At 53.4% G+C, this 22,808-nt stretch carries 17 protein-coding genes; 5 read left to right on the top strand and 12 right to left on the bottom strand.

Features of this window, described 5'->3' with window-relative positions:
• The first annotated feature begins 33 nt into the window (after positions 1-33).
• On the top strand, positions 34-702 hold the full coding sequence (locus SACSAC_RS05165; protein ID WP_051506883.1) for a DUF998 domain-containing protein: 669 nt from the start codon (positions 34-36) through the stop codon (positions 700-702).
• A gap of 61 nt (positions 703-763) precedes the next feature.
• On the opposite strand, the gene SACSAC_RS05160 is transcribed toward SACSAC_RS05165, so the two are convergent.
• The 7 genes from SACSAC_RS05160 to SACSAC_RS05130 form a co-directional block, all read right to left on the bottom strand.
• The gene (locus SACSAC_RS05160) at positions 764-1,228 is read right to left on the bottom strand and encodes an HD domain-containing protein (RefSeq protein ID WP_037284129.1); all 465 of its coding nucleotides are present in this window, start codon (positions 1,226-1,228) and stop codon (positions 764-766) included.
• Between the two features lie 28 nt (positions 1,229-1,256).
• Positions 1,257-1,589, bottom strand: coding sequence for a PadR family transcriptional regulator (locus SACSAC_RS05155; RefSeq protein ID WP_037284126.1), 333 nt, complete (start codon positions 1,587-1,589; stop codon positions 1,257-1,259).
• A gap of 184 nt (positions 1,590-1,773) precedes the next feature.
• Positions 1,774-3,300, bottom strand: coding sequence for a glycine betaine uptake BCCT transporter (locus tag SACSAC_RS05150; RefSeq protein ID WP_037284122.1), 1,527 nt, complete (start codon positions 3,298-3,300; stop codon positions 1,774-1,776).
• A 282-nt stretch (positions 3,301-3,582) separates the two neighbouring features.
• Positions 3,583-4,413 (bottom strand): aldo/keto reductase, encoded by an 831-nt coding sequence (locus SACSAC_RS05145; protein ID WP_037284119.1) that lies wholly within the window; start codon positions 4,411-4,413, stop codon positions 3,583-3,585.
• A 251-nt stretch (positions 4,414-4,664) separates the two neighbouring features.
• Positions 4,665-6,020 (bottom strand): MFS transporter, encoded by a 1,356-nt coding sequence (locus tag SACSAC_RS05140; RefSeq protein WP_037284114.1) that lies wholly within the window; start codon positions 6,018-6,020, stop codon positions 4,665-4,667.
• A gap of 124 nt (positions 6,021-6,144) precedes the next feature.
• Positions 6,145-7,089, bottom strand: coding sequence for an aldo/keto reductase (locus tag SACSAC_RS05135; RefSeq protein WP_037284111.1), 945 nt, complete (start codon positions 7,087-7,089; stop codon positions 6,145-6,147).
• A gap of 82 nt (positions 7,090-7,171) precedes the next feature.
• Positions 7,172-8,176, bottom strand: a complete 1,005-nt coding sequence (locus SACSAC_RS05130) for a Gfo/Idh/MocA family protein (protein WP_037284109.1) — start codon at positions 8,174-8,176, stop codon at positions 7,172-7,174.
• Between the two features lie 126 nt (positions 8,177-8,302).
• Between SACSAC_RS05130 and SACSAC_RS05125 the strand changes: the two genes are divergently transcribed.
• Positions 8,303-9,133 carry an AraC family transcriptional regulator gene (locus SACSAC_RS05125; protein WP_037284106.1) on the top strand — a complete coding sequence of 277 codons (831 nt, stop codon included), beginning with the start codon at positions 8,303-8,305 and terminating at the stop codon, positions 9,131-9,133.
• Positions 9,134-9,352: 219 nt separating this feature from the next.
• Complete coding sequence (locus SACSAC_RS05120) at positions 9,353-9,580, top strand: hypothetical protein (protein ID WP_037284103.1); 228 nt, start codon at positions 9,353-9,355, stop codon at positions 9,578-9,580.
• 128 nt (positions 9,581-9,708) lie between these two features.
• Here SACSAC_RS05120 and SACSAC_RS05115 read toward each other — a convergent pair whose 3' ends face one another.
• Both SACSAC_RS05115 and SACSAC_RS26830 read right to left on the bottom strand, forming a co-directional pair.
• On the bottom strand, positions 9,709-10,020 hold the full coding sequence (locus SACSAC_RS05115; protein ID WP_037284101.1) for a hypothetical protein: 312 nt from the start codon (positions 10,018-10,020) through the stop codon (positions 9,709-9,711).
• 198 nt (positions 10,021-10,218) lie between these two features.
• Positions 10,219-15,987, bottom strand: coding sequence for a cadherin-like beta sandwich domain-containing protein (locus tag SACSAC_RS26830; RefSeq protein ID WP_084777917.1), 5,769 nt, complete (start codon positions 15,985-15,987; stop codon positions 10,219-10,221).
• A 290-nt stretch (positions 15,988-16,277) separates the two neighbouring features.
• Between SACSAC_RS26830 and SACSAC_RS05105 the strand changes: the two genes are divergently transcribed.
• Positions 16,278-18,008 (top strand): alpha/beta hydrolase, encoded by a 1,731-nt coding sequence (locus tag SACSAC_RS05105; RefSeq protein ID WP_037284099.1) that lies wholly within the window; start codon positions 16,278-16,280, stop codon positions 18,006-18,008.
• Between the two features lie 94 nt (positions 18,009-18,102).
• On the opposite strand, the gene SACSAC_RS05100 is transcribed toward SACSAC_RS05105, so the two are convergent.
• The gene (locus tag SACSAC_RS05100) at positions 18,103-19,107 is read right to left on the bottom strand and encodes an FUSC family protein (protein WP_051506881.1); all 1,005 of its coding nucleotides are present in this window, start codon (positions 19,105-19,107) and stop codon (positions 18,103-18,105) included.
• A gap of 545 nt (positions 19,108-19,652) precedes the next feature.
• On the opposite strand from SACSAC_RS05100, the gene SACSAC_RS05095 reads away from it, so the two are divergent.
• Entirely contained in the window at positions 19,653-20,312 is a 660-nt protein-coding gene (locus tag SACSAC_RS05095) for an HAD family hydrolase (protein ID WP_037284097.1), read from the top strand.
• 140 nt (positions 20,313-20,452) lie between these two features.
• Here SACSAC_RS05095 and SACSAC_RS05090 read toward each other — a convergent pair whose 3' ends face one another.
• Both SACSAC_RS05090 and SACSAC_RS26825 read right to left on the bottom strand, forming a co-directional pair.
• The gene (locus SACSAC_RS05090) at positions 20,453-21,235 is read right to left on the bottom strand and encodes a hypothetical protein (protein ID WP_156950952.1); all 783 of its coding nucleotides are present in this window, start codon (positions 21,233-21,235) and stop codon (positions 20,453-20,455) included.
• Between the two features lie 65 nt (positions 21,236-21,300).
• Positions 21,301-22,800 carry a methyl-accepting chemotaxis protein gene (locus SACSAC_RS26825; RefSeq protein WP_051506879.1) on the bottom strand — a complete coding sequence of 500 codons (1,500 nt, stop codon included), beginning with the start codon at positions 22,798-22,800 and terminating at the stop codon, positions 21,301-21,303.
• Positions 22,801-22,808: the final 8 nt, after the last annotated feature.

Raw genomic sequence — 22,808 nt, 5'->3', positions numbered from 1 at the left:
AGACCTTATCCGAAGTTGACGGAGGAAGCTGACATGCCAGTATCTATAGTCAAAGAAAAGAAAGATTCGCGCAGAATCGCGTTGGGTGCCGTATTGTTCATTCTTGGCGCCGCGGTTTACGTGCTGACGGAAGCAATCTCGGCCTCTGCCTGGCAGGAGCCGAATTACCGCTACGCCTATAATTACATCAGCGATCTGGGCGTTGCCGGACCGCTGACGATCAACGGGCGGGAAGTGTTGTCGCCGCTGGCCTGGGTCATGAATGCCGGATTTATGGCGCATGGGCTGTTATTCGCGTTGGGGTACTTGCTCGTGCTGCCGCTGCTCGAAGGAAAAGCGAAGTTCTTCGCGCTTGCGGCGGCTGTGATCCACGGCATCGGGAACGTCATGATCGGTTATTTTCCCGGCGTATCTTACGACGGACTAAGTCCGCACTTGCTCGGAGCGGGTCTGGCAATCATCGGCGGGAATCTGGCGGTGATTCTGGGAGGCGTATCGATTCGGCGTTCGCGTGCCGGATTAGGTTGGAGCGGTATAGGCTTAGGGATCATCGGCATTGTAGCTCTGGGGATCATGGTCTCGCGCATATTCGGTCACCCCGCCGTGTTCGAGCGGCTCTCGGTCTACTCGATGACGGCATGGGACTTGATCTTCGGTTTCACTATGCTGCTGGCTTCCGAAAGGATATTGCGCCGAAAATGAAGCATCTGAAGAGCCTTCGACTCCGCACTTATAGCGGAGTCGAAGGCTCTTTTTATTACGCTTATAATCGGTTCTGATCTTTCTCGTCTGCTTCTTGCGTCTCGTCATGGGAAAGCAGCGTATCCAAAGCTTGGCTGTACTTCAGCAGGCGCTTCTGATCTTTTTCCGACGGCTTCTTGATCCGGGTCAGGTCCATGTTGTCCTGAAGATCGAGAATTTTCACGCGTGCAGCCAGCCGATTTTCCTTGATCCGTAAAATAAACTCGTGATAAGTCTCGTCTTCGCGGCGGGACAAACGGTCGATCGCTTCCACGATTTCGTCTGAAAAGCCTTCTTTGCGCAGATCGTCCAGGGTCAGGTCGGTGTCCTCGATCGTGTCGTGCAGCACGGCGGCGATCTGTTCGGGCTCGGTGAGCGCTTTGAGCATCAGGCGAAGAGGGTGGAAGACATAGGGACGGCCGCCTTTATCGGTCTGGCCTTCATGGTATTGAGCGGCAAGAGCGATTGCGCGAGCTAGCGTAGACATCGAAATTCCTCCTTTTTACCTTATAAAATTAAGTGTGTTCAAGCGGCAGCAGTTCTGCGACGTTCCGGTAGAGTTCCGAGATGCGAAGAGCTTCTTCCTGCAAAATGATCGTTCCGGATTCGGTGGCGAGGTAAAATTTCTTGCGTTCGATCTCGGCAGTTTGAATAATCAAGCCGTCGCCTTCCAGCTTCGCCAGACTTTGATAAAGGGTACCGGCTCCCAGCGAAATCCGGCCGGACGTCAGAGATTGCACATGCTGCATAATACCGTAGCCGTGGCGCTCCTCCCTTAGCGAAAACAAAATATAGAACATCGTTTCGCTCATCGGCAGGAATCGTTTACGGACTTTGTCGAGGTCCATGCTTGCTCCTTTCTCATATATCGCGTCGTGATGTAGTGAATGTGTTCAATATACCTCGCATCCCTGCTCATTGCAACGAGAGAAGCAGCTCCCGGCAAGTTGGTTTTATGCGTATGCACGAAAAAAGAACCTGCCGAAGTGCGACAGGTTCTTTGGATAGGCCGAATGATGAATCGGAATAGAATCAGGCTTTCGCTTCCGCTTTTTTCGGCGGTTTGCGTTTGCTTGGTCCCATTTCGTGCGAATCTTTGTTCAAGACTTTGATCAGGCTGACCGCCATCGCGATGATGACGAACGAGAACGGGAAGGCGGAGATAATCATCATGTTTTGCAAAGCCTGAAGGCCGCCGGAATACAGCAGCACCAGCGCCATTGCGGTCAGCATGACTCCCCAGACTAATTTCAAAACGTTGTTCGGATTCTGCGCGCCGCCCGTCGTCATCATGCCGAGCACGAACGTGCCGGAATCGGCCGAGGTGACGAAGAAGATCGCGATCAGGCCGATTGCCAGAATCGAAATCGCCATGCCCATCGGGAACGTGCCGAGCATGCCGAACAGAGTTTCTTCAGGAACCAGCTGGGACAGCATCGCTTTTCCGCTGCGTTCGAGCGAGATCGCCGATCCGCCGAAGACCGAGAACCAGATAAATCCGATCAGCGAAGGCGCCAGCAGCACGTAAGCGACGAATTCGCGGATCGTGCGGCCTTTCGAGACGCGGGCGATGAAGATCCCGACGAACGGCGACCACGAGATCCACCAAGCCCAGTAAAAGATCGTCCACGTATTGATCCACTCGCGGTTCTCCGGATTGAGCGGGGCGATCCGGAAGCTCATCGTGATGAAGTTCTGCAAATAACGGCCCAGCGAATCGGTGAACAGGTTGAGCGTGAACAACGACGCGCCGAACGCGAAGACCAAGACGCAAAGCGCGGCCGCCAAAATCATGTTCACGTTGCTGAGAATCCGAATGCCTTTGTCCAACCCGCTGAGCGCCGACGCCATGAACATGACCGTCACGACCAGAATGATGATGAATTGAGTCAAAATATTGGATGGCAGGCCGAACAAGTACGAAAGGCCGCCGTTGATCTGAACCGCGCCGAAGCCGAGCGAAGTCGCGACCCCGATCACCGTAGCGAGAACGGCGACGATATCGATCGTTTTGCCGATCGGCCCTTTGGCGTGCCTTCCGAGAACGGGGATCAACGTCGAGCTGATCAGCGCCGGTTCTCCTCTTCGGAACATGAAGTAGGCGAGGGACATCGCGACCAAGCCGTATACGGCCCACGCGTGAACGCCCCAATGGAAAAAGGTGAACTGCATGGCTTCGCGCACGGAGGTTTCCGTTCCCGTTTCTCCGGTCGGCGAGCTGACCGCGTAATGGTTGATCGGTTCATACGCGCCGTAAAAGACTAATCCGATGCCGACTCCCGCGCTGAACAGCATCGCAAGCCACGTCGGGCGCGAATAAGAGGGAGTGTCGTCCTGCTTGCCCAACTTAATGCGGCCCAGCGGGCTGACGAGCAGATAGATGCAGACGCCGACAAATGCCGTCACGGCGATCAGATAATACCAGCCGAAGGTGTCGGTAAGAATGGACTGAACGTAGTTCGTTCCTTGTTCGAGCCCGGCGGGAGCGATAACGCCGATCGCGACCAGCACGACAAGAATCGAGGCGGATATGTAAAATACACTGGTTGCTTGCTTCAATGTTGTCACTTCCGTTTCGGATAAGTTTGCGGAATTGTCGAATTTGGTTGACTGCTTATTACATACACCGAACTTTGTGAAACGACGCAGTCGAATCTTGTCTCAAATTTTCGAAATCGTTATCAATGCAAGCGGATCAAGGATTAGCCGATCTGAAAAAACGATGCGTTCCGGTGGCCGACACCCGCTGCATTCCGAAAATTGCACGTCGAAAAGCCGCTTCCCGTCGTATTCGGGAAACGGCTTGCTCGCACGATTCGAATGAATTCGTTTCGGATCGAATCAGAAGTTGAAATTGTCCGGGTCCGGGCCGGTGCGCTCGTTTTTGTTCAAAGCTTCAAGCGCGGTTACGTCTTCCGGCGTCAGCGTGAAGTCGAACAGGTCGGCGTTTTCGACGATGCGGCTCTCCTTCACGGAGCGGGTCAGCACCACGACGCCTTTATCCAGCACCCAACGAAGCAGGATCTGCGCCGGGGATTTGCCGTATTTTTCGCCGAGGCTTGTCACGACTTCGTTTTCGAACAGCAAGCCGCGCGCCAGCGGCGACCAGGCCTCGACTTGAATGCCTTTTTTCGCGCAGTAGTCCAGAAGCTCGGCTTGGGTCAGCAGCGGGTGGAATTCCACTTGATTGACCGCCGGCACGACTTCCGCATCGGCGAGCAGGTCGTCGAGGTGGTGCGGCTGGAAGTTGCTGACGCCGATTGCGCGGATGCGGCCGTCTTTGTACAGCTTTTCCATCGCGCGCCAGGTGTCTTTATATTTGCCTTGAACCGGCCAATGGATCAGATAGAGGTCGAGCACGTCGAGCCCCAGCTTTTCCATCGTCGCATCGAAAGCGGCCAGCGTCTCTTCGTAACCTTGATCGCCGTTCCAGACTTTCGAGGTGATGAACAGGCCGTCGCGGTTCGCGCCGGATTCCCGGATCGCTTCGCCCACGCTTTTTTCGTTTTTATAAGCGGCTGCCGTATCAATGCCGATATAACCGGCTTTGATCGCCGCAGTTACGGAATTTTTGGCTTCGTCGCCGTCTTCTACTTGCCATACGCCCAGACCGAACCAAGGCATCTCCACGCCATTGTTCAGTTTCACGGTTGCATTCAAACTCGTCGTCATCGAAAAATTCCTCCTCTGTCGTCAACAAATTGGGCAGATGTTTCGCAAATGAAGCATCGCCATACAGTTACTTATTATAACAAACTTTCTTCGCGCAACCAACCGGACTTCAAAACCCGGGTCGGCTTCATAGGCGTCCATGTATAAGATACCCCACAGATTTTTGTTCAATCGCAATCAACAAAAAGGAATATAAAAAACCGAAAGCCGCGCATCAAAACGCAGCTTCCGGTTGGGATAAGAGCCATGAATCAAGCTTGAACTTCTTCGGTCGGCTTGGCGTACGGCACGCGAAGCAGCACGACCAGCCCGATGGCAGCCATCACGACCAGGGACAGTAGCGCCGCGCGGCTCGCGAGCGTTCCGTATCCCGCCAGCGCCCAAGTCACGCTGCCGTATACAAGCGGACCGAGCACGGACGACAGTTTGCCGGAGAACGCGAACAGTCCGAAGAACTGGCCTCTTTTTTCCGGCGGCGAAAGTTCGACGATCATCGTGCGCGAAGTGACCCACAGCGAGCCCATCGCGACTCCGTACAGGCAGGCGGCGGCCCAGAAGACGGCAGCGGAGAAGGCGGCAGCCGCCAGAACGAGCGCGGCGATCAGCACGATCGCGACGAGTCCGGACGAGACTTTTCCCCCGACTCTGCGCGTAATATGGCCAAAGACGAACGAGCCGATAATCGCGAACACCGTTGCCACCAGATACAGCAGAATGAATTGTCCGGCGCTGAAGCCCATGACGGCGGTCGCATAGATGCTCATCATGGCGATCGCGGTCGCGACGGCATCGTTGAAGAAGAAATAAGCGATCATGAACGTGAACACGGCCCGATGCTTCTTCGCTTCTTTGAACGTCTCGTAAATATCCCGGTAACCGCTGAAAAAAGATTTGCGCGTTCCGCTCGCGGGAGCGACGGGCGGCGCAGGCTTTTCTTTGTACAGCAGAATGATCGGCAGCGAGAAAAGCAGGAACAGCACGGCGGTCAGAATAAAGGCAAGCGGGTAATCGCTGCTGCCCACGATGCCGTAGACGACCAGTCCCATCAACGTGCCGATATAGCCGACCGCGACGCCGAAGCCCGAGACGAGAGGAACTTGAGGACCGGTCGCGATGTCCGGCAGCATATTGTCATAGAAGAGCTGACTGGAGTTATAGAAGAACTTGGCCGCGGTAAAAAAGATCAGCACGACCACGATCGAAAGCGGCAGGCCGAACAGGGATGAGGAACTGTTCGTGTACGCGGTAAAGCCCATCAAGAACGTAAAGATAATGGCTGCCAGCGCAAAAGGAACAAGAAAAGCTTTTTTGCGTCCCGTCCGATCCATCCAGACGCCGAGCAGCGGAGTGAAAATGACGAGCAGCAGCCCCGCCGCGGCGTTGGCATAGCTGATAAAGGTGCTGGCGATCTGGTCCATCCGCGCGTCTCCGCCGAGCACCTGTTGCAGATACAGCGGAAAAAAGATCGTGACGATGTTGGATGAAAAAATGGTGTTCGCAAAGTCGTACAGCGCCCAGGACAGCACCGGCAGCGACAGGAACAGCCCCGCGTTCGACCCTCTTTTGCGAGTTCGGCGGGGCGGTTTGGAAGCGGCAAGCTGAGACATGGCAATCCCCTTTTCGATAAGATTCTGGCAAAAGCTTTCTTATCCCGGATCATACCATCAGATCGCGGCTAGCTACTGCGAAAGCAGGCAAGATTTACGGTGCGCGAACAATTTTGACGCTGGGTTAACGAAGTTGATTCGCCGCGCTCAGGTCCAGCCAGTTAAGCTCGTCTTGCGTCAGCGTAATCGTTGCGCCCTGCTCGCAGGACAGCAGCTCGTCGCGGTTTTGCGCGCCGATCAGGGCGCAGGTCGGGAACGGTTGATTCAGGACGTAAGCGAGCGCGATTTGGATTGGCGTCGTGTTTTTTTCGGCAGCCAGCTGCTTGGCGCGCTCCAGGCGTTCCCAGTTGTCATCGCTGTAAAAGACGCGTACCAGATCCGCGTTATCCCGCACTTCCTTGGTGAAACGTCCCGTGAAGAAGCCGCGTGCTTGGGACGACCAGGAGAGCAAAGGAAGTTGACTCTCCGCATGCCAATCCAGCGTCTGTTGATCCGCCGATACGCAACCTGCCCAGAACGGCTCGTTGGCTTTGGCGAGACTCAGGTTGGGACTGCTGAACGTGAAACCGACGAGTCCGCTGGAAGCCGCATAATCATTCGCTTCCTTCAAGCGCTGCCAGGTCCAGTTGGACGCGCCGATCGCTCCGATACGGCCTGCCTTGATATGTTCGTTCAACGCATCGACAATCACGGCGACAGGCATGGATTCATCGTCGCGGTGGAGGGCGTACAGCTCAATAAAGTTTGTTTTCAAGCGTTCCAGACTGGTGTTCAGATCGCTGCGAATCGCGTCGGTGTTCACGCGCGGCCCGTTCTGATCATGATGCGCGCCTTTGGTCAGAATGACGATGGAATCCCGGTTGCCGTGTTCCTGCATGTAACGGCCAAGCACTTCCTCGCTTTGTCCGCCGCAATAAATGTGCGCCGTATCGACCGTGTTGCCGCCGATCTCCAGGAATGCGTTCATATTGGTCGCGGCTTTTTCGTACGTATCGTGGGTAAAGTAATCCGTGCCTTTGATCAGTCTGGAGATCGGCTTGCCAGCGCCTTTGATTTCGATATGTTTCATAGAAGTCTTCATCCTTTCGGGAATGGTTTTGAAAAACGGAAATGCGTGATCAGCTTCTTATGAAAAGAACGGGACTTTGCCTTCACAGCGTGACGCGTCGGCGCTGCTCGGCGGACTTCAGACACGCATCCAGCACGCGCATATTGCGCACGGCATCTTCCGCACCGTAAAGCGGCGCTTCGCCGTGCAGCACCGTACGCGCAAAAGCATCCGCTTGCGCGGCATATTGATTCAGCGAAGAAACTTGCACCTCGCGACGCTGGTCGCCTACGGTTACGAAGAAGTTGGAGCGTTCGTCACCCGGGCTTACATAAGCGGAAGGGACCTCGATCGTTCCTTGGCTGCCCAGCACTTCGAGCGTATTGCGGAAAGCCGCCCACATGCCGCTATCGAACGTCACGCCGATCTGACCGTCAAATTCCAGCAGACCGCTCGCCATCATATCGACGCCGTCATGCTGCGGAGAAAATTGGGCGATTACGGTCGCGGCGGTCGGTTCCTTGCCCAGCAGCATTCGTGCCGCGCTGATCGAGTAGCAGCCGATATCGTACAGCGAGCCGCCGCCCCAGTCTTTGCGGAATCGCACATTGCCGTCCGAGCCGCTGTTGTTGAAGGTGAACGTGCTATGAATCCCGCGCACGTCGCCGATCTCGCCGCTTGCGATCACGTCGCGAATCTGGTCATAACGCGGATGATGGCGGTACATGAAAGCTTCGGCGAGATGAACTCCGGCTTTGGAAGCAGCAGCGGCCATTTCTGCGGCTTGGTCGGCATTCAGCGCAAGCGGCTTCTCGCATAAAATATGTTTGCCCGCTTCGGCGGCGCGCAGCGTCCATTCGTAGTGCAGATGGTTCGGAAGCGGAATGTATACGGCATCGATCTCGTCATCGGCAAGCAGTTGCTCATAGCTGTCATACGTCTTGGCAATGCCCAGTTCGGCGGCCGCTTGCTCTGCCTTGTCCAAGGTACGACTTGCCAGAGCGGTTACTTCGTTGAGTTCAGATTGCTGCAAGCCCGGAATGACGGAACGAACCGCAATGTTAGCGCTACCGAGAATGCCCCAGCGCAGTTTGTTTCGTGGATGCATGAATGATATTCCTCCTATGACTACTCGAATATTGTTATATGATGCGATTATAATGAATGAAAGAGAGCTTGAAAATAATAATATATTGAATTGAATTAACACGATATTGTCATTAAGGAGAAGAATATGCACAGACAAAGCATACTGCTTACCTTGCAGCGGCAAGCTTACTTTTGCCTGCCGGAATCGGTCGGTCATTACAGCCGCCAACCGGAGCATCACGTATTGCGCGAAGAAGGAGCTTTGAACAATTTTAATATCCATTACGTGGCGTCGGGAAAAGGATATGTGGAGATCGAGGGGACGGTGCACGAATTGCGAAGCGGACAAGCGGTGCTTTATTTTCCGCTTCAGCGTCAACATTATTACAGCAGCGAGGAGGATCCGTGGGACGTGCGCTGGGTACATTTTTACGGGGAAAGGCTGCATGATTACATGATCGAGCGCGGATTCCATCGGCATCTGCTATGGACGCTCAGGCAGCGCGACGATTGGGAGCAGGCGCATCTGGATTTGTTGGAAGAAGCCGAACAGAATCGGATGCTGCATCAGTCTCGTTTATCCACGCTGACGTATGCGGTCTTGGCGGAATTCGTGCACCAAGCCGTGCCTTTGAAAAAAAACCGTTCAGGCAAGGCAGAGAACCGCGTATTGAGCCTTTTGCCGGATATGCAGCGGGAAGCATGCCGGCCTTTTTTGCTGAGGGAATGGTCGGAGCGTGCAGGGGTAAGCGACTATTACTTTTGCAAACTGTTCAAGACCTTGATGAAAATGACCCCGATGGAGTTCATCACGCGTTCGCGTCTGCAAATGGCGAAGCAATGGCTGTTGGAGCATCCGGATCGGAATATCGGCCAGATCGCCGAAGACGCCGGATATCCGAGCGTAAGTTACTTCAATCGGCAATTTATGGCACGGGAAAATATGACGCCGACCGAGTATCGGAAGCTATATTGATCACGACAAAAAAGAACCTTAACAGAATCTGGGTTGTATCGAAAATATTCCTATCCGGCTACTTTAGGTATTACGTATTTTTTGCCTGTTCCGTGCGGTGATAAAACTCTTTGATGCGAGGTTTCGTACGAGTTTCTAAGCGTGATTTCGGGTATATATGAGGGTGTTCCGTCTGACTGGGTTTAAATCTTCAACACATAATTTGAGGAGGAATAAACAATGGAAAAGATGGCGATGGAAATGATGATGACGATGTGCATGGATGAAATGATGTGCAAAATGAACACCATGAAGACATGTATGGAGAAAATGTCGGGGATGGACGGCATGAGCATGAAAGACATGAACATGGATATGGACATGATGATGAAGAAAATGCAGGAGTGCGACGAAATGATGACTTCTTGCATGTCCATGATGCGCAAAGAAATGGAAATGTCGAAGTAAGGCGTACACATGCTTTAGGCTTCGCAATGCACATATACGACTATCGGGCATGCGGTTTGCACGTGGTTCACCCACGTCTGCCGCTTGCCTTTTTTATTGGGGAAACGGCTGCCGGGCGTAAATGAACCTTACACCCCGACATGCCGGAAACGGATACTTTGCGAGACGATGATGCGTTCCAATTTGAGTTCCCATACGCGCTCTTCCAAACGGCCCGAGTAGGCGGAAGCGGACTGCGTGCGCATTTTCAGGAATAGACCTTTTAATTCTTCGTTGATCTGGTCGAATCGTTCCCATAGAGCCGCAAGCTTGACTTCCTCGGCGGAAGGTGCCGGCGCGGCAAGTTGTTCGGCCAGTGATGCGGTAAGGGAAGCCTGCCATTCGGCGTCGCCGATGGACTTGGCATAGTTGTACAGGTCAAGGTAATCATCTACGGACATTACAAAAGTCAGCTCCTTCAATTTCTATTACCAAGTATTATACTAGGTTTTGTGGAATTTGCAATCCGGTTTTCTGAGTTTATCGGTCGATTTTAAGAAAAAGTGAGAGAAATAAAAAAAGAGCCTTACACACCAAGGTGTTAGGCTCTTTCTGCATGTTTTTGTTATTCGGCTTGAATCCCTTGCGACTTGATCGGACTAAGGTTGGAAATTCTCTCCGCCTTCCGGCCGAAGGGCGAAGCTATGGTTCCGGGAAGCTTCTTCGATCTCTTCGTAAGCCCAGTGCGAGGACGGTACGTCCGGCCAGCTTGGCTTCGACGTGCCGTACAGCGGACCGCGATCGAAGATACGGTTAACGATCTTAACGGCTTCGCTGCGAGTCAAACGACCGTTCGGGCGATACGTTCCGTCCGTATAGCCGTTCAGAATACCGGCAGCACGGGCAGCTTCGATCTCTTTTGCCGCCCAGTGACCGATTGTATCTTGGAATCCGGAAGCGGAATCCGTTACGGCCAGCTTTTTGTAGCGGGAAGCAATGGTTGCCATTTCGCCGCGGCTGATCGGAGCATTCGGACGGAATAGGCCGCGATCGTCACCGACCATCAGGCCGACGCTTTGTACGAAGGCGATTTCTGCTGCTGCCCAGTGGGTGGCTTGGACATCCGGGTAAGCGGCAGGAGCGATGTTCTCCGAGTAACCCAGGTTGCGTGCCAGAATGGCAGCCATCTCGGCGCGGCTGATTGTGCGTTCCGGCTTGAATGTGCCATCCGTGAAGCCGTTTATATAAGCCTCATGGAAATTGGCGCTTCCGCTTCCGTTTCCGTCTGCGCCGGAGCCGTCTGCCGTATTGATTGGTCCTAGCAGGCTTTCCAGATCAGCACCGTTCATATCGAGTACGGTGAAGGTACTGAATTTGTTGACACCGAATTCAAGGCCTTTCAATCCCGGCTTATAGTCGACGACTTTGGCACGAATCAAGGCTTTCTCTCCGTCGCTATGCTCAATGAAGATGGCGAGGTCAGCCAGGAAGGCTTCTCTTTCGACAGGATTATTCGGCAGTGTGACACCCGTTAATGGCAAGACTAAAGTAACGGCGCGGCTCTGCATGTTGGTCTCGATAGTCATTGGGCGTCCTACTACCGTAATTCGATCGTCTTGGGCAACTTCGCGGACGATTTTCTCCACTTTTGCCCGATTTTCGACTGCAATACGTTCAGACTCTTTCTTGATCGGAATCAGTCGGAAATACAGATCGCCGTCGAATTGATTCATGGAACCTTGAGGGACGATGATTTTAACATTTTCCGTAAACAGCTCCAAAGCTACGCCTGCGCCGCCAAGAGCTTGCACGGCAGTCTTATCGACGTTGAAGCGTTGGTCGGTAACTTCATCCTGGTCGTCAGGAACAACGACGCGAGCGGTCTTGTTGCCAGATTCGGCAAGTTTGGCGATCGCTTCTGCGCTGTAAGCTTCGCTGAGTGTGATGACGTCGCGCACGCTATCGCCTTGACGCGTACGATCGATCGGAATCTGCGTCAGCAGAGGACCTTGATTCAGTTCGCCGGTTTCCACACGAATCGTCACGCTTTCTTTGATCGGAGTCGGAGTCGGCGTTGGTGCAGGTACAGGTACAGGTATAGGTATAGGTACAGGTACAGGTACAGGTATAGGGTTTGGAGAAGGCGCGGCGGCAGGTTGACGAACGATTGTAAGGGCGTGAACCTGCTGCGTTTTGCCGTCTTGAGCTAACACTCGAATCTCGAATACATTGTTGCCTTCGAGAAGACCGACTTCTTGACTACCGTCGATTGCCAATCCATTTAGCGTGACTTTGGCAAGAGGATCGTTGGCGAGTGCTTCTACAGTTACCTTGCTCGAACTGTAAGGAAGCTGAACTTCATACGTGCGTTCATCCGACGGGAAGGTTGGTGACAGCGACTCCGTTCCCCGAGCGGAAATGACCTGCAATGACGATAAAGAAGCGTCTTTTGGCAGGATTTCACGATAGATGTTAACGGTGTACGCAAGCGTTGTGATACCGTCGGCAGCCGTAACCGTGACGGTAAAGGTGTTGTTTCCTTCTTTCAGTTCAAGATTGCTTGGGTCAATGGGCTGTCCGTCCTGAGTGACTTGATAGGTGGCGCCATCGGCATTCGCTTTCGGTTGGAGAGAGAAGGTATCGACCTTATTGGATACATGGTAAGCATATTCGCGCGTCCCTGGAGAGAAAACAGGAATCGGCTCTTGCAGCTCCGCATCCACGATCAATTGCTTGAGCGTCGCGTCGGCGCTCGGGTTTTTGATCAGGTTGAGCGTGTACCGTTTCTTGCTGCCGTCCTGTGCGGTGACGTCAATTTCGATGATGTTGAGTCCCGTAGTCGGTGTGAGGATGTACGGCGAAGGCACCGGAATACCGTTTTGAGTCACGGTGATCTCCGCATTTTCATCCTCCGGTTGCAAGCCCAGTTTGACCGTCTCGGTGGTATCTTCGATGGTCACATCGTAGATGAAAACATCCGGCGAAAATTCAGGCTCGATGTCGATCGGAGCCTCGTCGCCGTCTTTCAATAACAGCTCATCCAGATTCGCGTTGCCGGAAGCGGCGCGAATGATGTTCAGCGTGTACGTCTTGGTCGTCTGACCGTCTTGGGCCAGCGTTACGAATTCGACTTTGTTGTTGCCGACCGCAAGATCGATAAGAAGTGGAGCTGCAGGTTGGCCGTTAACTTTATAAGTAGCCGTTGGATCAACGGTTGCAGCGCCTACGAGTATTGCGGATACGGTATTAGGAACATCGGTAAAGACCTCTGACGTTGCGGAATCGAAGTTCGCAAGCGGGTCGGTGTCCACAAAGATGTTTTTCAGATCCGCATTGGAAGAAGCTTTACGCACGACCGTAACGGTATAGGTTTTCGTGGTTTTACCGTCTTGAGCCTTCACTGTAATAGTGATGGTGTTGACTCCGGTTTTCAGGGTCACTGTTTTCTTGTCGCCGGCGTTAACCAGGATACCGTTCAGAAGAACCTCTGCATAGGCATCATCGTCGGCCTTCGGCAAGAAATCCAACTCGTCCGTGCTGGAATCAACCGTAATTTCATAGTCGGTTTGATTGCGATCAAAGGCAGGCGACAACGTCTCGCCGTCTACATCAAGGGATTCCAGGTCGGCGTTGGAAGAAGCTTCACGAATGATCGTGATGATCGTTGTCTTTTTCGTATTCAAGCTCTCGGAAGTAACTTGGATCGTAACCGTATTAATACCGACTGCTAACGGCTTGGTGTAGGCAGTTCCATCGGTGTGAACGTCTCCGTCGATGGTGATTGTAGCTGTCGAATCCGACAGTGTAGGCGTGATATCAATCTCGTCATCGGCATTCGGCAGCGTGACGCTGTAGGCCGTATTTGTATTGTCGAATGCCGGAGACAGCGTACCTGGCGTCACGGTTAAAGTCGTAAGATCGGCGACGTCGGATGGAGCTTTGACAATAACCAAACTATACGTCCGCGTGGTTACGCCGTCTTGCGCCGTGACTTTAATATTGAAAATATTGCTGCCGCTGTTCAAAGTCGGCGTTGTGAATATTTCGCTACTTTCATGCTCAACGCCGTTGATCTCGATCTTGGCGTGTTGAACAGCCGTCGGGGTGAAAGTCGCGGTCGTCTCGTCATAAGGAACATTCAGCGTGTACTCGCTTTTGTCGCTGACGAATACAGGCGATAAACCGCTTGGGCCTGTTGTCAGTTTAACGAGCCGGGCGTCCGCAGAAAGTTTACGGATTAGGGTTACGCTGTAGGATTTGACCGTTTTGCCGTCTTCGGCTATTACTTTGACGTCGATCACATTGCGTCCCGGTTTGAGTTCGACCGTGCCGTTTGCCGTTGTACTGTTGGAAGAGCCGATTGGGCTTCCGTTAAGTTCAACGGTGGAAGCGGCGGCGGACTTTTCGACATTCACCGTAATCTTGCTGACATTCTGTTCAACTTCGGCGGTATAGTTCGGCGTGTCGTTGGAGTAAGTTGGCTTTAAGGCGATCGGCGTGTTGCCGTCGAACAGAGCCAATCCGTTGCTTGCGCTGAGGCCAGCATCGTTGCCCGGATAACGAATGAGTTCAAGCTGATAATCTTTGCCGCCTGCGCCATTCTTGTCCGCGACGCGAATCTTGACCGATTGCGTAACGCCCGGTTTAAGACCCGTTACCGTGAATGTTGGATAGCTGCCGGTCACGGTAAGACCGCTTCCGTTATCGGCTTGAGCCGTAACGACCACTTCGCCCGGGTTAGCAGCCACTACGTCAATATCGACGCTCTGGGTCGGGCTGTTGTTGGTCTTGCCCGGAAGATGGATTTTATAGCTGGCGACTGCCTGATTGAATGCGGGTTCCATCGTGCCGACAGAAGGCTTGATGGAGGTCAGGTCGTAGTCTCCCGGGATAACAGTAAACTGGAACGTAGCGGAGCTTGTGCTATTTGGAAGCCCTTGTCCGTCGTTCAGTGTAACGGTGATTTGCGAGGTGCCGCTCTGATCTGGGTTCGGAGTCAGAATCAACTGACGTTCGCTGCCGTGTCCGACAACCGAAATGTTGCCTGTCGGGATCAGAGTCGGATTGGAAGACGATACGATAACGTCGATCTCGTCGCCGTCGACATCGTTAGCCGTGAAGGTCTTGGTCGCCGGAGTGTTCACGGTTGTTTTGACTCCGCGGTTGAAGCCATCGCTCGACTTCCAGAACCCTTGAACGATGTCACCGTTACGAGCTGCATTCGAGTAGTCTTTGGCTACGGTTCCGTCTGTTGGATCAGAGAAATGATAGTTGGCTGCAAGTCCCGATTCGGTTCCGTTCAGACGAATGCCCATCTCGTTGCGGATTTGGTCTTGCGTCCGAGCTTTGCTCCAGAAGCGGACGTCTCGCATACCGCCTGTGTAGTTGGCGTCTTGGGTCCAGGTGCTTTCGCCCATCAAATTGATAGGACGTGGTCCGCCACCATTTTGGGAGCTGGCAGGTTCCATTTTACTCATATCGGCTGTGCCGGAAGCTTTAAGCACGCCATTCCAATAGATATGCACTTTTTTCAACGTATCATCGTAGACCATCGAAACGTGCACCCACTGATTGAGCGGTAGCCGTTCATTAGTGATGACCTTATATTCAATAGCTCGTGGACCGATTTGAGGAAGGGCGGCAAAGCTTACTCTTCCTGTATTCCCTTCAAAGCCCAAGAACACGTTGAAGTTATCGTAGCCGTAAGATGTATCGAAAAATCGTCCCCACGTTGGAGCGCTTGTCGGATACAACCATCCTTCATAAGTGAAGGATTTCGAATAAATGCCGAGATCCGGATAGGTCGCATAGCTTTTTCCGTCCAATTCATAGTGGAAAGTGCCGCCTGTTTCAGTGACAAAAGGCATATCATTTACCGGAGTTACTGTGATTTCGGCTGTTTTGACTTCATTACCGAAGTGGGTGGTTAAACTCGCGTAGTCTTTATTTAGGTCCAGCCAGTTTGGATATCCAGGTGCGATGTCTAGCGTCCAGTCCCGATATTTGAACTGCGCTGTGCCATTCCAATTTGCTTTGGGTACAAATCGAATCCCAATATTGGCACCGAAAACACTAATCGTATTCGGACTATCTATGGCATACCATACGTGAAGATCAGGGTGATAGTACTGCCATTGTCCGTTGGTATTATCGACTTCCGTAATGCCTATACCGGGACCGTACAGAGTTGAAGCTGTCTGGCCTGGGGATTCGAATTGATCTTCCGTGATTGGAGTGAAATAAACATTGACGGTGACGCTTTGCGTTGAAGTGGTATTCGTTGAAGATTGAGGGTCGTTTGCGGTAATCGAGGGTGTTTCTTGGGGTTCTGCTGCATGAACGCTGGCGAGCGGAATATTGGAAGTGCCCAATAAGAGAGAGCAAATCAATACCCAGACGGATAGCCTAAACGTTTTCGGTTTTTTCATACATTCATCTCCATTTTTCTGCGTTGTTATCGTCCCTGTCGTAACCGTATGAAGCTTCTTATGTCCCCCTCCTTGCTTGAATAACTTTGGTGACTAAATAAACCCTGCGTCGTCATTATCGGATAGGTCTAAGGAATTATTTATGTCGGAAGCGATTTTAAATAATCTTGCTTTCTCATTTGTCACAAAATGTTCAAAAAGTCCCGGATAGCTCACCTAAAATCTGGGGTTCGACAAATCTGTTCGAAGATAATAGGATACAAAGAGGTTTAAAGGAAGGAGAGAGTGCAGTGGGATACACGGGCGGTTACGGATTTTCGGCTTCCGCGGGCGGTCGCGGAAGCTCTCGATTTCGAACTTTCGGCATTATCGCGTTACTATTGGGAAACCTGTTGTCATTGGCGCTTGGCCTTACCTACTTGCTTGTCGACGCAACAGGCGGCTGGTGGAATATGTACGGCTTGTTGCTTCTGCTGACGCTGCTCGGCAATTTGCATTTGACGATGGGAAGAGGCGTACATAAAGCTTGGGAATATGGCTACCTGGCGCTGCATGCATTGGGTTTGACGGCGGTTCCGATTCTCAACACGTTGGCTTCGGCAGCCGTTCGCGATTACGATTCCCGCAGCATCGGTACGATGGTCATCATGCTGGCCTTGTTTGCGTTGGGCGCATGGGTTGCTTTTTTACGGCTTCAAGACGGAACGGAAGAGCGAGAGGAGCGGCGGAGAGACCGGGGATATTCACCATATTCTTCGCAGGGAGGACGCTCCGGCGGAAGTCGGCTCCGAGTCGTGCTCAAGGTGCTGCTTACGCTGTGGTTTCTGTTCAATCTGCTGCTCGGCTTATACTTCTCGGCGATTCTTTTGGGCGCGGTCGATGCGGGGCTGCTGGAGACGGTGCTGCCTGAATACGCATTGTTCTTCGGTCTGATGTTTTTGGGAGCGGCAGCTTTATTGGTGAAAATGTACGGGCATAAACGCGGCTTCTTTATCTCGGTATTTCGGGGCGTCATTCGCTTATGCGGCCTGCTGATCTTGGTGATTTGCGCGTTACCGCTGGCGTCTGCGCCAAAGATCGTCAGCGAAGCCCGGGATGCTTATCAGCAGGCGTTCGGAAAAGATCCCATGACCGTGGAAGGCGACGGATTCATGCGCACGGCTTTTTCGCTGCCGGACTATTTTTACGGAGCAACGAATGGCGATTATCGCGTCGAGACGGACATCGTTTACTACGAAGGGCAAGAAAGCACCGGCGATGCCGGGTTGAAGCTGGCTTTTGACGCCTATATGCCGCCTGAAGATTCGAACGATCTACCGGGAAAAGGTTCGGTATTGATTCGGATTCACGGCGGCGGCTGGACGATCGGGGACAAAGGCGCACAGAATTTTGCTCAAATGAACAAGTATTTTGCTTCGCGCGGTTACGTGGTATTCGACGTGCAGTACGGACTCAGCAACGCCGAAAAGTTCGTGGAGTCGGCTGTCGTGTCGCCAGAAGTGGTGGGCGATTACGGCATCGACGACATGGTTCGGCATATCGGCCTGTTCACGGTTTACCTGGAACAACATGCGCAGGAATACGGAGCGAATCCGGCTTCCGTATTTATCGCGGGCGGATCGGCCGGCGGGCAGTTGGCGGCGGCAGCCGGACTGGTTCCGACGACTGCCGACTATGCGAATATGTTGGCTCCCGGCTTAACGGTCAAAGGCATTATTCCTTATTATCCGGCGAACGGATTAGCGAACGAAGTCGGCGTCAACGGCGGAGCTTTGGGCGATCCTTCCATGCTCGTGAACGCGGACAGTCCGCCGGCGCTGATTTATCAGGGCGAAAAAGATAGTATCGTGAGTTTGGAAACGGCCCAGGCCTTCGCGCGGGCATACCGCGAGGCTGGCAATGAACGGGTGGCGCTGATCGAAATGCCTTTCGGTACGCATGGCAGCGACATGTATTTTTCAAGCTATTACAATATGCCGTTCACGTATATGGCCGAGCGGTTCATGAGCCAATATCAGTAAGACGGTCAGGCGCAAGCCAATGAAAATAGAAATAGAAAAGAAACAGGCCGTCCGAAATCGGGCGGCCTGTTTGCATGCGACACGTTATCACGGTCTAAGATCGTTGGGTAACCGGCGAGCGGTCGTTTTCAAGGGTTTTTTCGGAGTTTGTTTGTTGTCTCGTCTCGCTTGAAAGAAACGTATCGGACTGCGCAATATCCTCCAACGGATAAGCAATATCGGTCGGTACCATCAACCCCAGCGTTTGAAGCTCTCCCAGGATGCATGCAACGTGGTACCGATAAATAACGGCCTGGGATTCAGGAGCAAGCGCGCTTTCGGCTTTCTGATTGGAAGCTTGAAGCAGGCTTGTGCCCAGGCTTGCTACGCCTTGCGGATCGGGATCGGTGAGCAGACGGATCATGCGCATATGGGAGTACGTGTTTCGATAAACGTCCAGCTCCTGTTCGATGCGAGACACCAGGTCATGACTTTTATTTTTGGCAAGATCGAATTCTTCTTTATACGTATCGCAAGCTTTTTGCAGGGAAGCCAAGTCTTTTTTGAGCGGACTGATATGAATGCCTCCCCCCTGGCGCAGCAGCTGCCGGGCGAGCGAAGACAGATGGCGGCGAACGGTCAAACGCGCTTTTTCCAGATTGCGGTCGTGCTTGGGCGGGATCAGGAAGTAGTTGACCAATACGGCTACCCCGATTCCGAGGAGCGTATCCAGTACCCGGTGCAGCGCATAAGCGAAGGCAGGCTCTCCGTCGCGCAGATTCAGCATGATCGCGAGAAAAACGATGCAGGCGATCGAGACGGATTTGTTCCATTTCAGCAAATTGCAGACCGCGATGACGTAGACGATCCCGAGCGCGGACAGATACGCGTTATGCGGCTCGATAAACGCGAACAGACCGCCGAACGCGGCGCCGACCAGCGTGCCCATCGTTCGGTTTTTCCCCGCGGCGTAAGAACTGGTGATCGAACTTTCCATGGCGATAACGGTGGCGATCGCGGCGTAAAACGGATATTCGAGCTTCAAGGCAAACGAGATCAGCACGCAGAGCAGCACGGCAACCGCCGTCTTGATGTTCCGCATCCCGATAGAAAATCTCATGATGATTCAAGTCCTTTCGGATCGGATTTCAAATTTGAATAACGTAATTTTGGAATATACCCTATGTGAAATATTATACGTAGTCCGGCCGATAAGAGCAATTGTCCAATCCATGACAATATTCGTCCGTTCGCTCGGGCTAGGGTTGCCCTTTTTTCGGTCCATCACCCATCGTGCGGATGAAAAAAGGCAGGCTGCCAAAGCGTTTTTTTAAGGTCAGCTTTCAAAGTAAGCTTTCCGCAACCAGACCAGTTCCTATTCGCTCGGGAAGCTTGGACGGCTGCGGGGGAATTTCGTTCAAGACGCTGTCTCGCGCAGAAAGCCTGCGGCTTTCCGCGTTCAAAGGCGTCTTTCACTGAATTTCCCCCTACGCCTGGCGCTTCGTCGGAATAACAACTTCTCTGAAACCGAAAGCTTTATCTTCAAGCTTTTATTGTGTGGTAGGAGGTGCAAGTGCAGCAAGTACAGTCTCGTCAAAGTTGCATAACACCCTTTACCCAAGTTAAGGTGAAGGAAATAAGTAGCATAGAGAGGGGCTATATATCATGATCGAAGCTTTTATTTTCGATATGGACGGGGTTATTATCGATAGCGAACCGATGCACTTCGACGTGGATATTCGGGTGATGGAGTATTACGGGCATCCGATTACGCAGGAGAAGTTGGAGGATTACGTGGGGATGACGAATCCGGAGCTGTGGAAGTCGATCCGCGAGGAATTCGGGATGAGCCAGACCGTGGAGGAGATTATCGAATACCAGCTCGGGCATAAGATCGAAGTGCTGCGCGGAGCGGAGATGGAGCCGATCGAAGGGATTCGGGAATTGCTTGCGGAGTTGAAAAAAGGCGGGATTCCGCGGGCGATCGCGTCTTCTTCGCCGCCCGTGTTTATTGAAGCCGTGTTGGAGAAGTTCGGGCTGCGGGACGAGATTCAGGTCGTGGTCAGCGGGGAAGAGGTTCCGAAGGGCAAGCCTGCGCCTGACGTGTATTTGCGCGCGGCCGAATTGTTGGGGGTGAATCCTGCGCGCTGCGCGGTATTGGAAGACGCCCGCCACGGCGTGGCTGCCGCCAAAGCCGCAGGCATGCACTGCATCGGCTTCGTTAATCCGAACTCCGGCAACCAGGATCTGAGCCAAGCGGACCTGATCGTGAACAGCGTCGGGGATATCCGTTTGGAGGATTTGCGGAAAGTCGAAGAGAAGTGATTTTCGGTGAGGGTGTCAAGATTTCGATTTCATTTGACGGATAGAACATGTCAAAAAGCTGCGGAACGCATGATGCGTTCCGCAGCTTTTTTTGATCCGGATTTATGGCGAAACGAAAGTTTTCAACGAACTTCTCCGCGTTACGGCTCCTTTTGCACGATCTCCAACATCCGCTCCGTCCCGTAAGCCCCTTCCGTGATCGCGTTGGCTTTCGGCCAATATCCGAGTCGGATATTCGTTCCGTCGTTCAAGTCGATCCGCAGCGAAATGCGGTATTCCGGCGGGTTATCCTTATAAATCGCATCGAAGCCCACGTACTCCGACGACAACAGGTCCGAGATAAAAGCTTCGGTATCCTCCTTCGAGAACTCCCGCATTACGCTTCCGTCATTGCCGCTCACGCGGCTGATCTTCGACACCTTGCCTTCGATATCGTACAGGTCGCCGACCGTTTTCGCATGCGGATTGTCGCCGACTTCGAAGATGCGTCCTTCCGCGACGACTCGGAAGTCGGGGTCGTAATCTTTCATTTCATAAATAGGCGTTCCGGTCGGAACGAAGGTCGCGTCGCCGCTTCGCATGACAAAATCGGTACAGGCATCGTCGGACATCGTGTATGCAATTTCGGCAATTTCGTCGCCGATCAGCTCTGGAGAAAGAGGACGGTTTCGTTCGTCGTAGCTTTGGCGATTGTAGTAATGAATGTCGTTCAGCATAAGCGCGTCGACGTAATCGATGGTCGGCATGCATTCCGTCCGATTTTTATTTTCGGCATTTTTGGAGATCGTAAACTCGCGCGCAACCGTGCCTTGCGCCGAATCGTTTCCCGAATGACCGGATAGGCAGCCGGACAACAGAGCCGCCATCCAAACCACCGCCAGCGCGGCAAACGTTCGCCCCGACCGGTTTTTCTTGTTCTTCACGCTCATTCCCCCTCTGCTTCTCAGACGCGGAGGCATAGGGAAAAGTTGTCTCTTTTTCAAAAAAATCAAGCGATGCGTTCCGCTCCGGGCGCTTCGCCGTCTTCCGTTTCCGTTCGCTCCGTCAATTCGCGCAGCGCGTCAATCATGGCGTCGAGCCGCGTTACGCTGCCTGCGATCTGCTGAATCGAATCGCGCTGGCGGTAGACGCCGCTCACGGCCAGCTCCACGGATGCCGACGTCTGCTGGCTGGCGGCGGAGAAGTCTCCGACCTGAACCGCGATGCCTCCGTTGAATTCTTGCAGCTTGCCGATGTTTTGCCGGATTTCCGACGATTTGTCCAGCACGTGGTTCGCGTCCTGCGTGATCTGTTCGAACAGGTCGCCCGTCTCGTAGGTGCGGCGCTCCAATCCTTCGAGCGCCGACTGGTTGCCGCGCACGGCGTCCGATACGATTCCGGTCTGGCTGCGGATCTGCTCAAGCAGTCCGGCGATATCCTGCGCGGAAGACTGCACGTTGCCGGACAGGCTGCGGATTTCGCCGGCGACGACCGCGAAGCCCCGCCCGTGTTCGCCGGCGCGCGCCGCTTCGATGCTGGCGTTCAGCGACAGCAGGTTCGTCTGGTTGGCGATCTCCGAAATAGCGGTCAAAATGGCCTGCGCTTCTTCCGCGTACCGGTTCAGCAACTGTACCTGGGAAGCCGTCTCGCTCATGCTGCCGCGAACGAGCGACATGTCGCCGCGGAGTGCTTCGGCTTTGCGTCCGCCTTCTTCGGTGAGGCGGGTCGTACTAAGGGACAGCTCGTTCATTTGCTCGGTTTCGCGGCCGATCAATTCGATTCCGTCGCCGGAACGGATCATCGCTTCGTTGATTTCCTGAATGCTTTGGGCCTGCACTTCGATCCCTTTGGAGATTTCGTCGAAGCTTGCGGCAGCGTCTTCCGCGATCCGGAACGTTTCGTCCGCTCCCGAAGCGACCGACTCGCCGAACGTTTTAAGCTCGGACGCGGAACGTTCCACTTCGCCGAGCAGCTGCTCGATCGTATTTTTTTGCCGGGCCGATTCTTCCAGCATGCCGCGTCCGATCGTGCAGACCGCAAAATTGGCGACGCCCACCATGACGATCACCACATATATGACCACCACGTCGAACGCATCGTAAGCCGGAATATGCGGGTTAAGCAGCAGCTGGAATGTCAGGGACAGCAAACCCGCGATTCCGCCCGCAACTACCACGGAGCGGGATAGGTAGATCAGCGACAGCGTCATGTAAATAAAAATCGGAACCCAGATGACGGTGCTCGGGATAAACAGGAACAAAATGTCGCCTGCGACGAAACAGCCCATCACGAGCGCGAACTTGCCCCAGCTTCGGTCGGCCGAAGCCTTGTACAGCGCGTAATAGCCGATGATCAGCAGAACGTTGATGCCCAAGATCGCCAGCGTGCTGGACAATGGAACGAGGCCGATCAGCCACAGCAGGGCGAATAGCGGATACAAGGAGAACAGCAGCGATTCCAGCGTATAAAAGATCAGTTTGGAAGCTTGTTTTTCGAATTTGGTCGGCATGGCCGAAA

The sequence above is a fragment of the Saccharibacillus sacchari DSM 19268 genome, assembly GCF_000585395.1.
GTDB classification, from domain to species: Bacteria; Bacillota; Bacilli; order Paenibacillales; family Paenibacillaceae; genus Saccharibacillus; species Saccharibacillus sacchari.
Note: the sequence above shows the minus strand (reverse complement) of the source record. Positions and strands in the feature narration are given on the sequence as shown.

Excerpts from the sequence above, each read along its gene's own strand:
- SACSAC_RS05165 (WP_051506883.1), top strand. The coding sequence starts at position 34 with ATGCCAGTATCTATAGTCAAAGAAAAGAAAGATTCGCGCAGAATCGCG.
- SACSAC_RS05160 (WP_037284129.1), bottom strand. The coding sequence starts at position 1,228 with ATGTCTACGCTAGCTCGCGCAATCGCTCTTGCCGCTCAATACCATGAA.
- SACSAC_RS05155 (WP_037284126.1), bottom strand. The coding sequence starts at position 1,589 with ATGGACCTCGACAAAGTCCGTAAACGATTCCTGCCGATGAGCGAAACG.
- SACSAC_RS05145 (WP_037284119.1), bottom strand. The coding sequence starts at position 4,413 with ATGACGACGAGTTTGAATGCAACCGTGAAACTGAACAATGGCGTGGAG.
- SACSAC_RS05140 (WP_037284114.1), bottom strand. The coding sequence starts at position 6,020 with ATGTCTCAGCTTGCCGCTTCCAAACCGCCCCGCCGAACTCGCAAAAGA.
- SACSAC_RS05135 (WP_037284111.1), bottom strand. The coding sequence starts at position 7,089 with ATGAAACATATCGAAATCAAAGGCGCTGGCAAGCCGATCTCCAGACTG.
- SACSAC_RS05130 (WP_037284109.1), bottom strand. The coding sequence starts at position 8,176 with ATGCATCCACGAAACAAACTGCGCTGGGGCATTCTCGGTAGCGCTAAC.
- SACSAC_RS05125 (WP_037284106.1), top strand. The coding sequence starts at position 8,303 with ATGCACAGACAAAGCATACTGCTTACCTTGCAGCGGCAAGCTTACTTT.
- SACSAC_RS05120 (WP_037284103.1), top strand. The coding sequence starts at position 9,353 with ATGGAAAAGATGGCGATGGAAATGATGATGACGATGTGCATGGATGAA.
- SACSAC_RS05115 (WP_037284101.1), bottom strand. The coding sequence starts at position 10,020 with ATGTCCGTAGATGATTACCTTGACCTGTACAACTATGCCAAGTCCATC.
- SACSAC_RS26830 (WP_084777917.1), bottom strand. The coding sequence starts at position 15,987 with ATGAAAAAACCGAAAACGTTTAGGCTATCCGTCTGGGTATTGATTTGC.
- SACSAC_RS05100 (WP_051506881.1), bottom strand. The coding sequence starts at position 19,107 with ATGAGATTTTCTATCGGGATGCGGAACATCAAGACGGCGGTTGCCGTG.
- SACSAC_RS05095 (WP_037284097.1), top strand. The coding sequence starts at position 19,653 with ATGATCGAAGCTTTTATTTTCGATATGGACGGGGTTATTATCGATAGC.
- SACSAC_RS26825 (WP_051506879.1), bottom strand. The coding sequence starts at position 22,800 with ATGCCGACCAAATTCGAAAAACAAGCTTCCAAACTGATCTTTTATACG.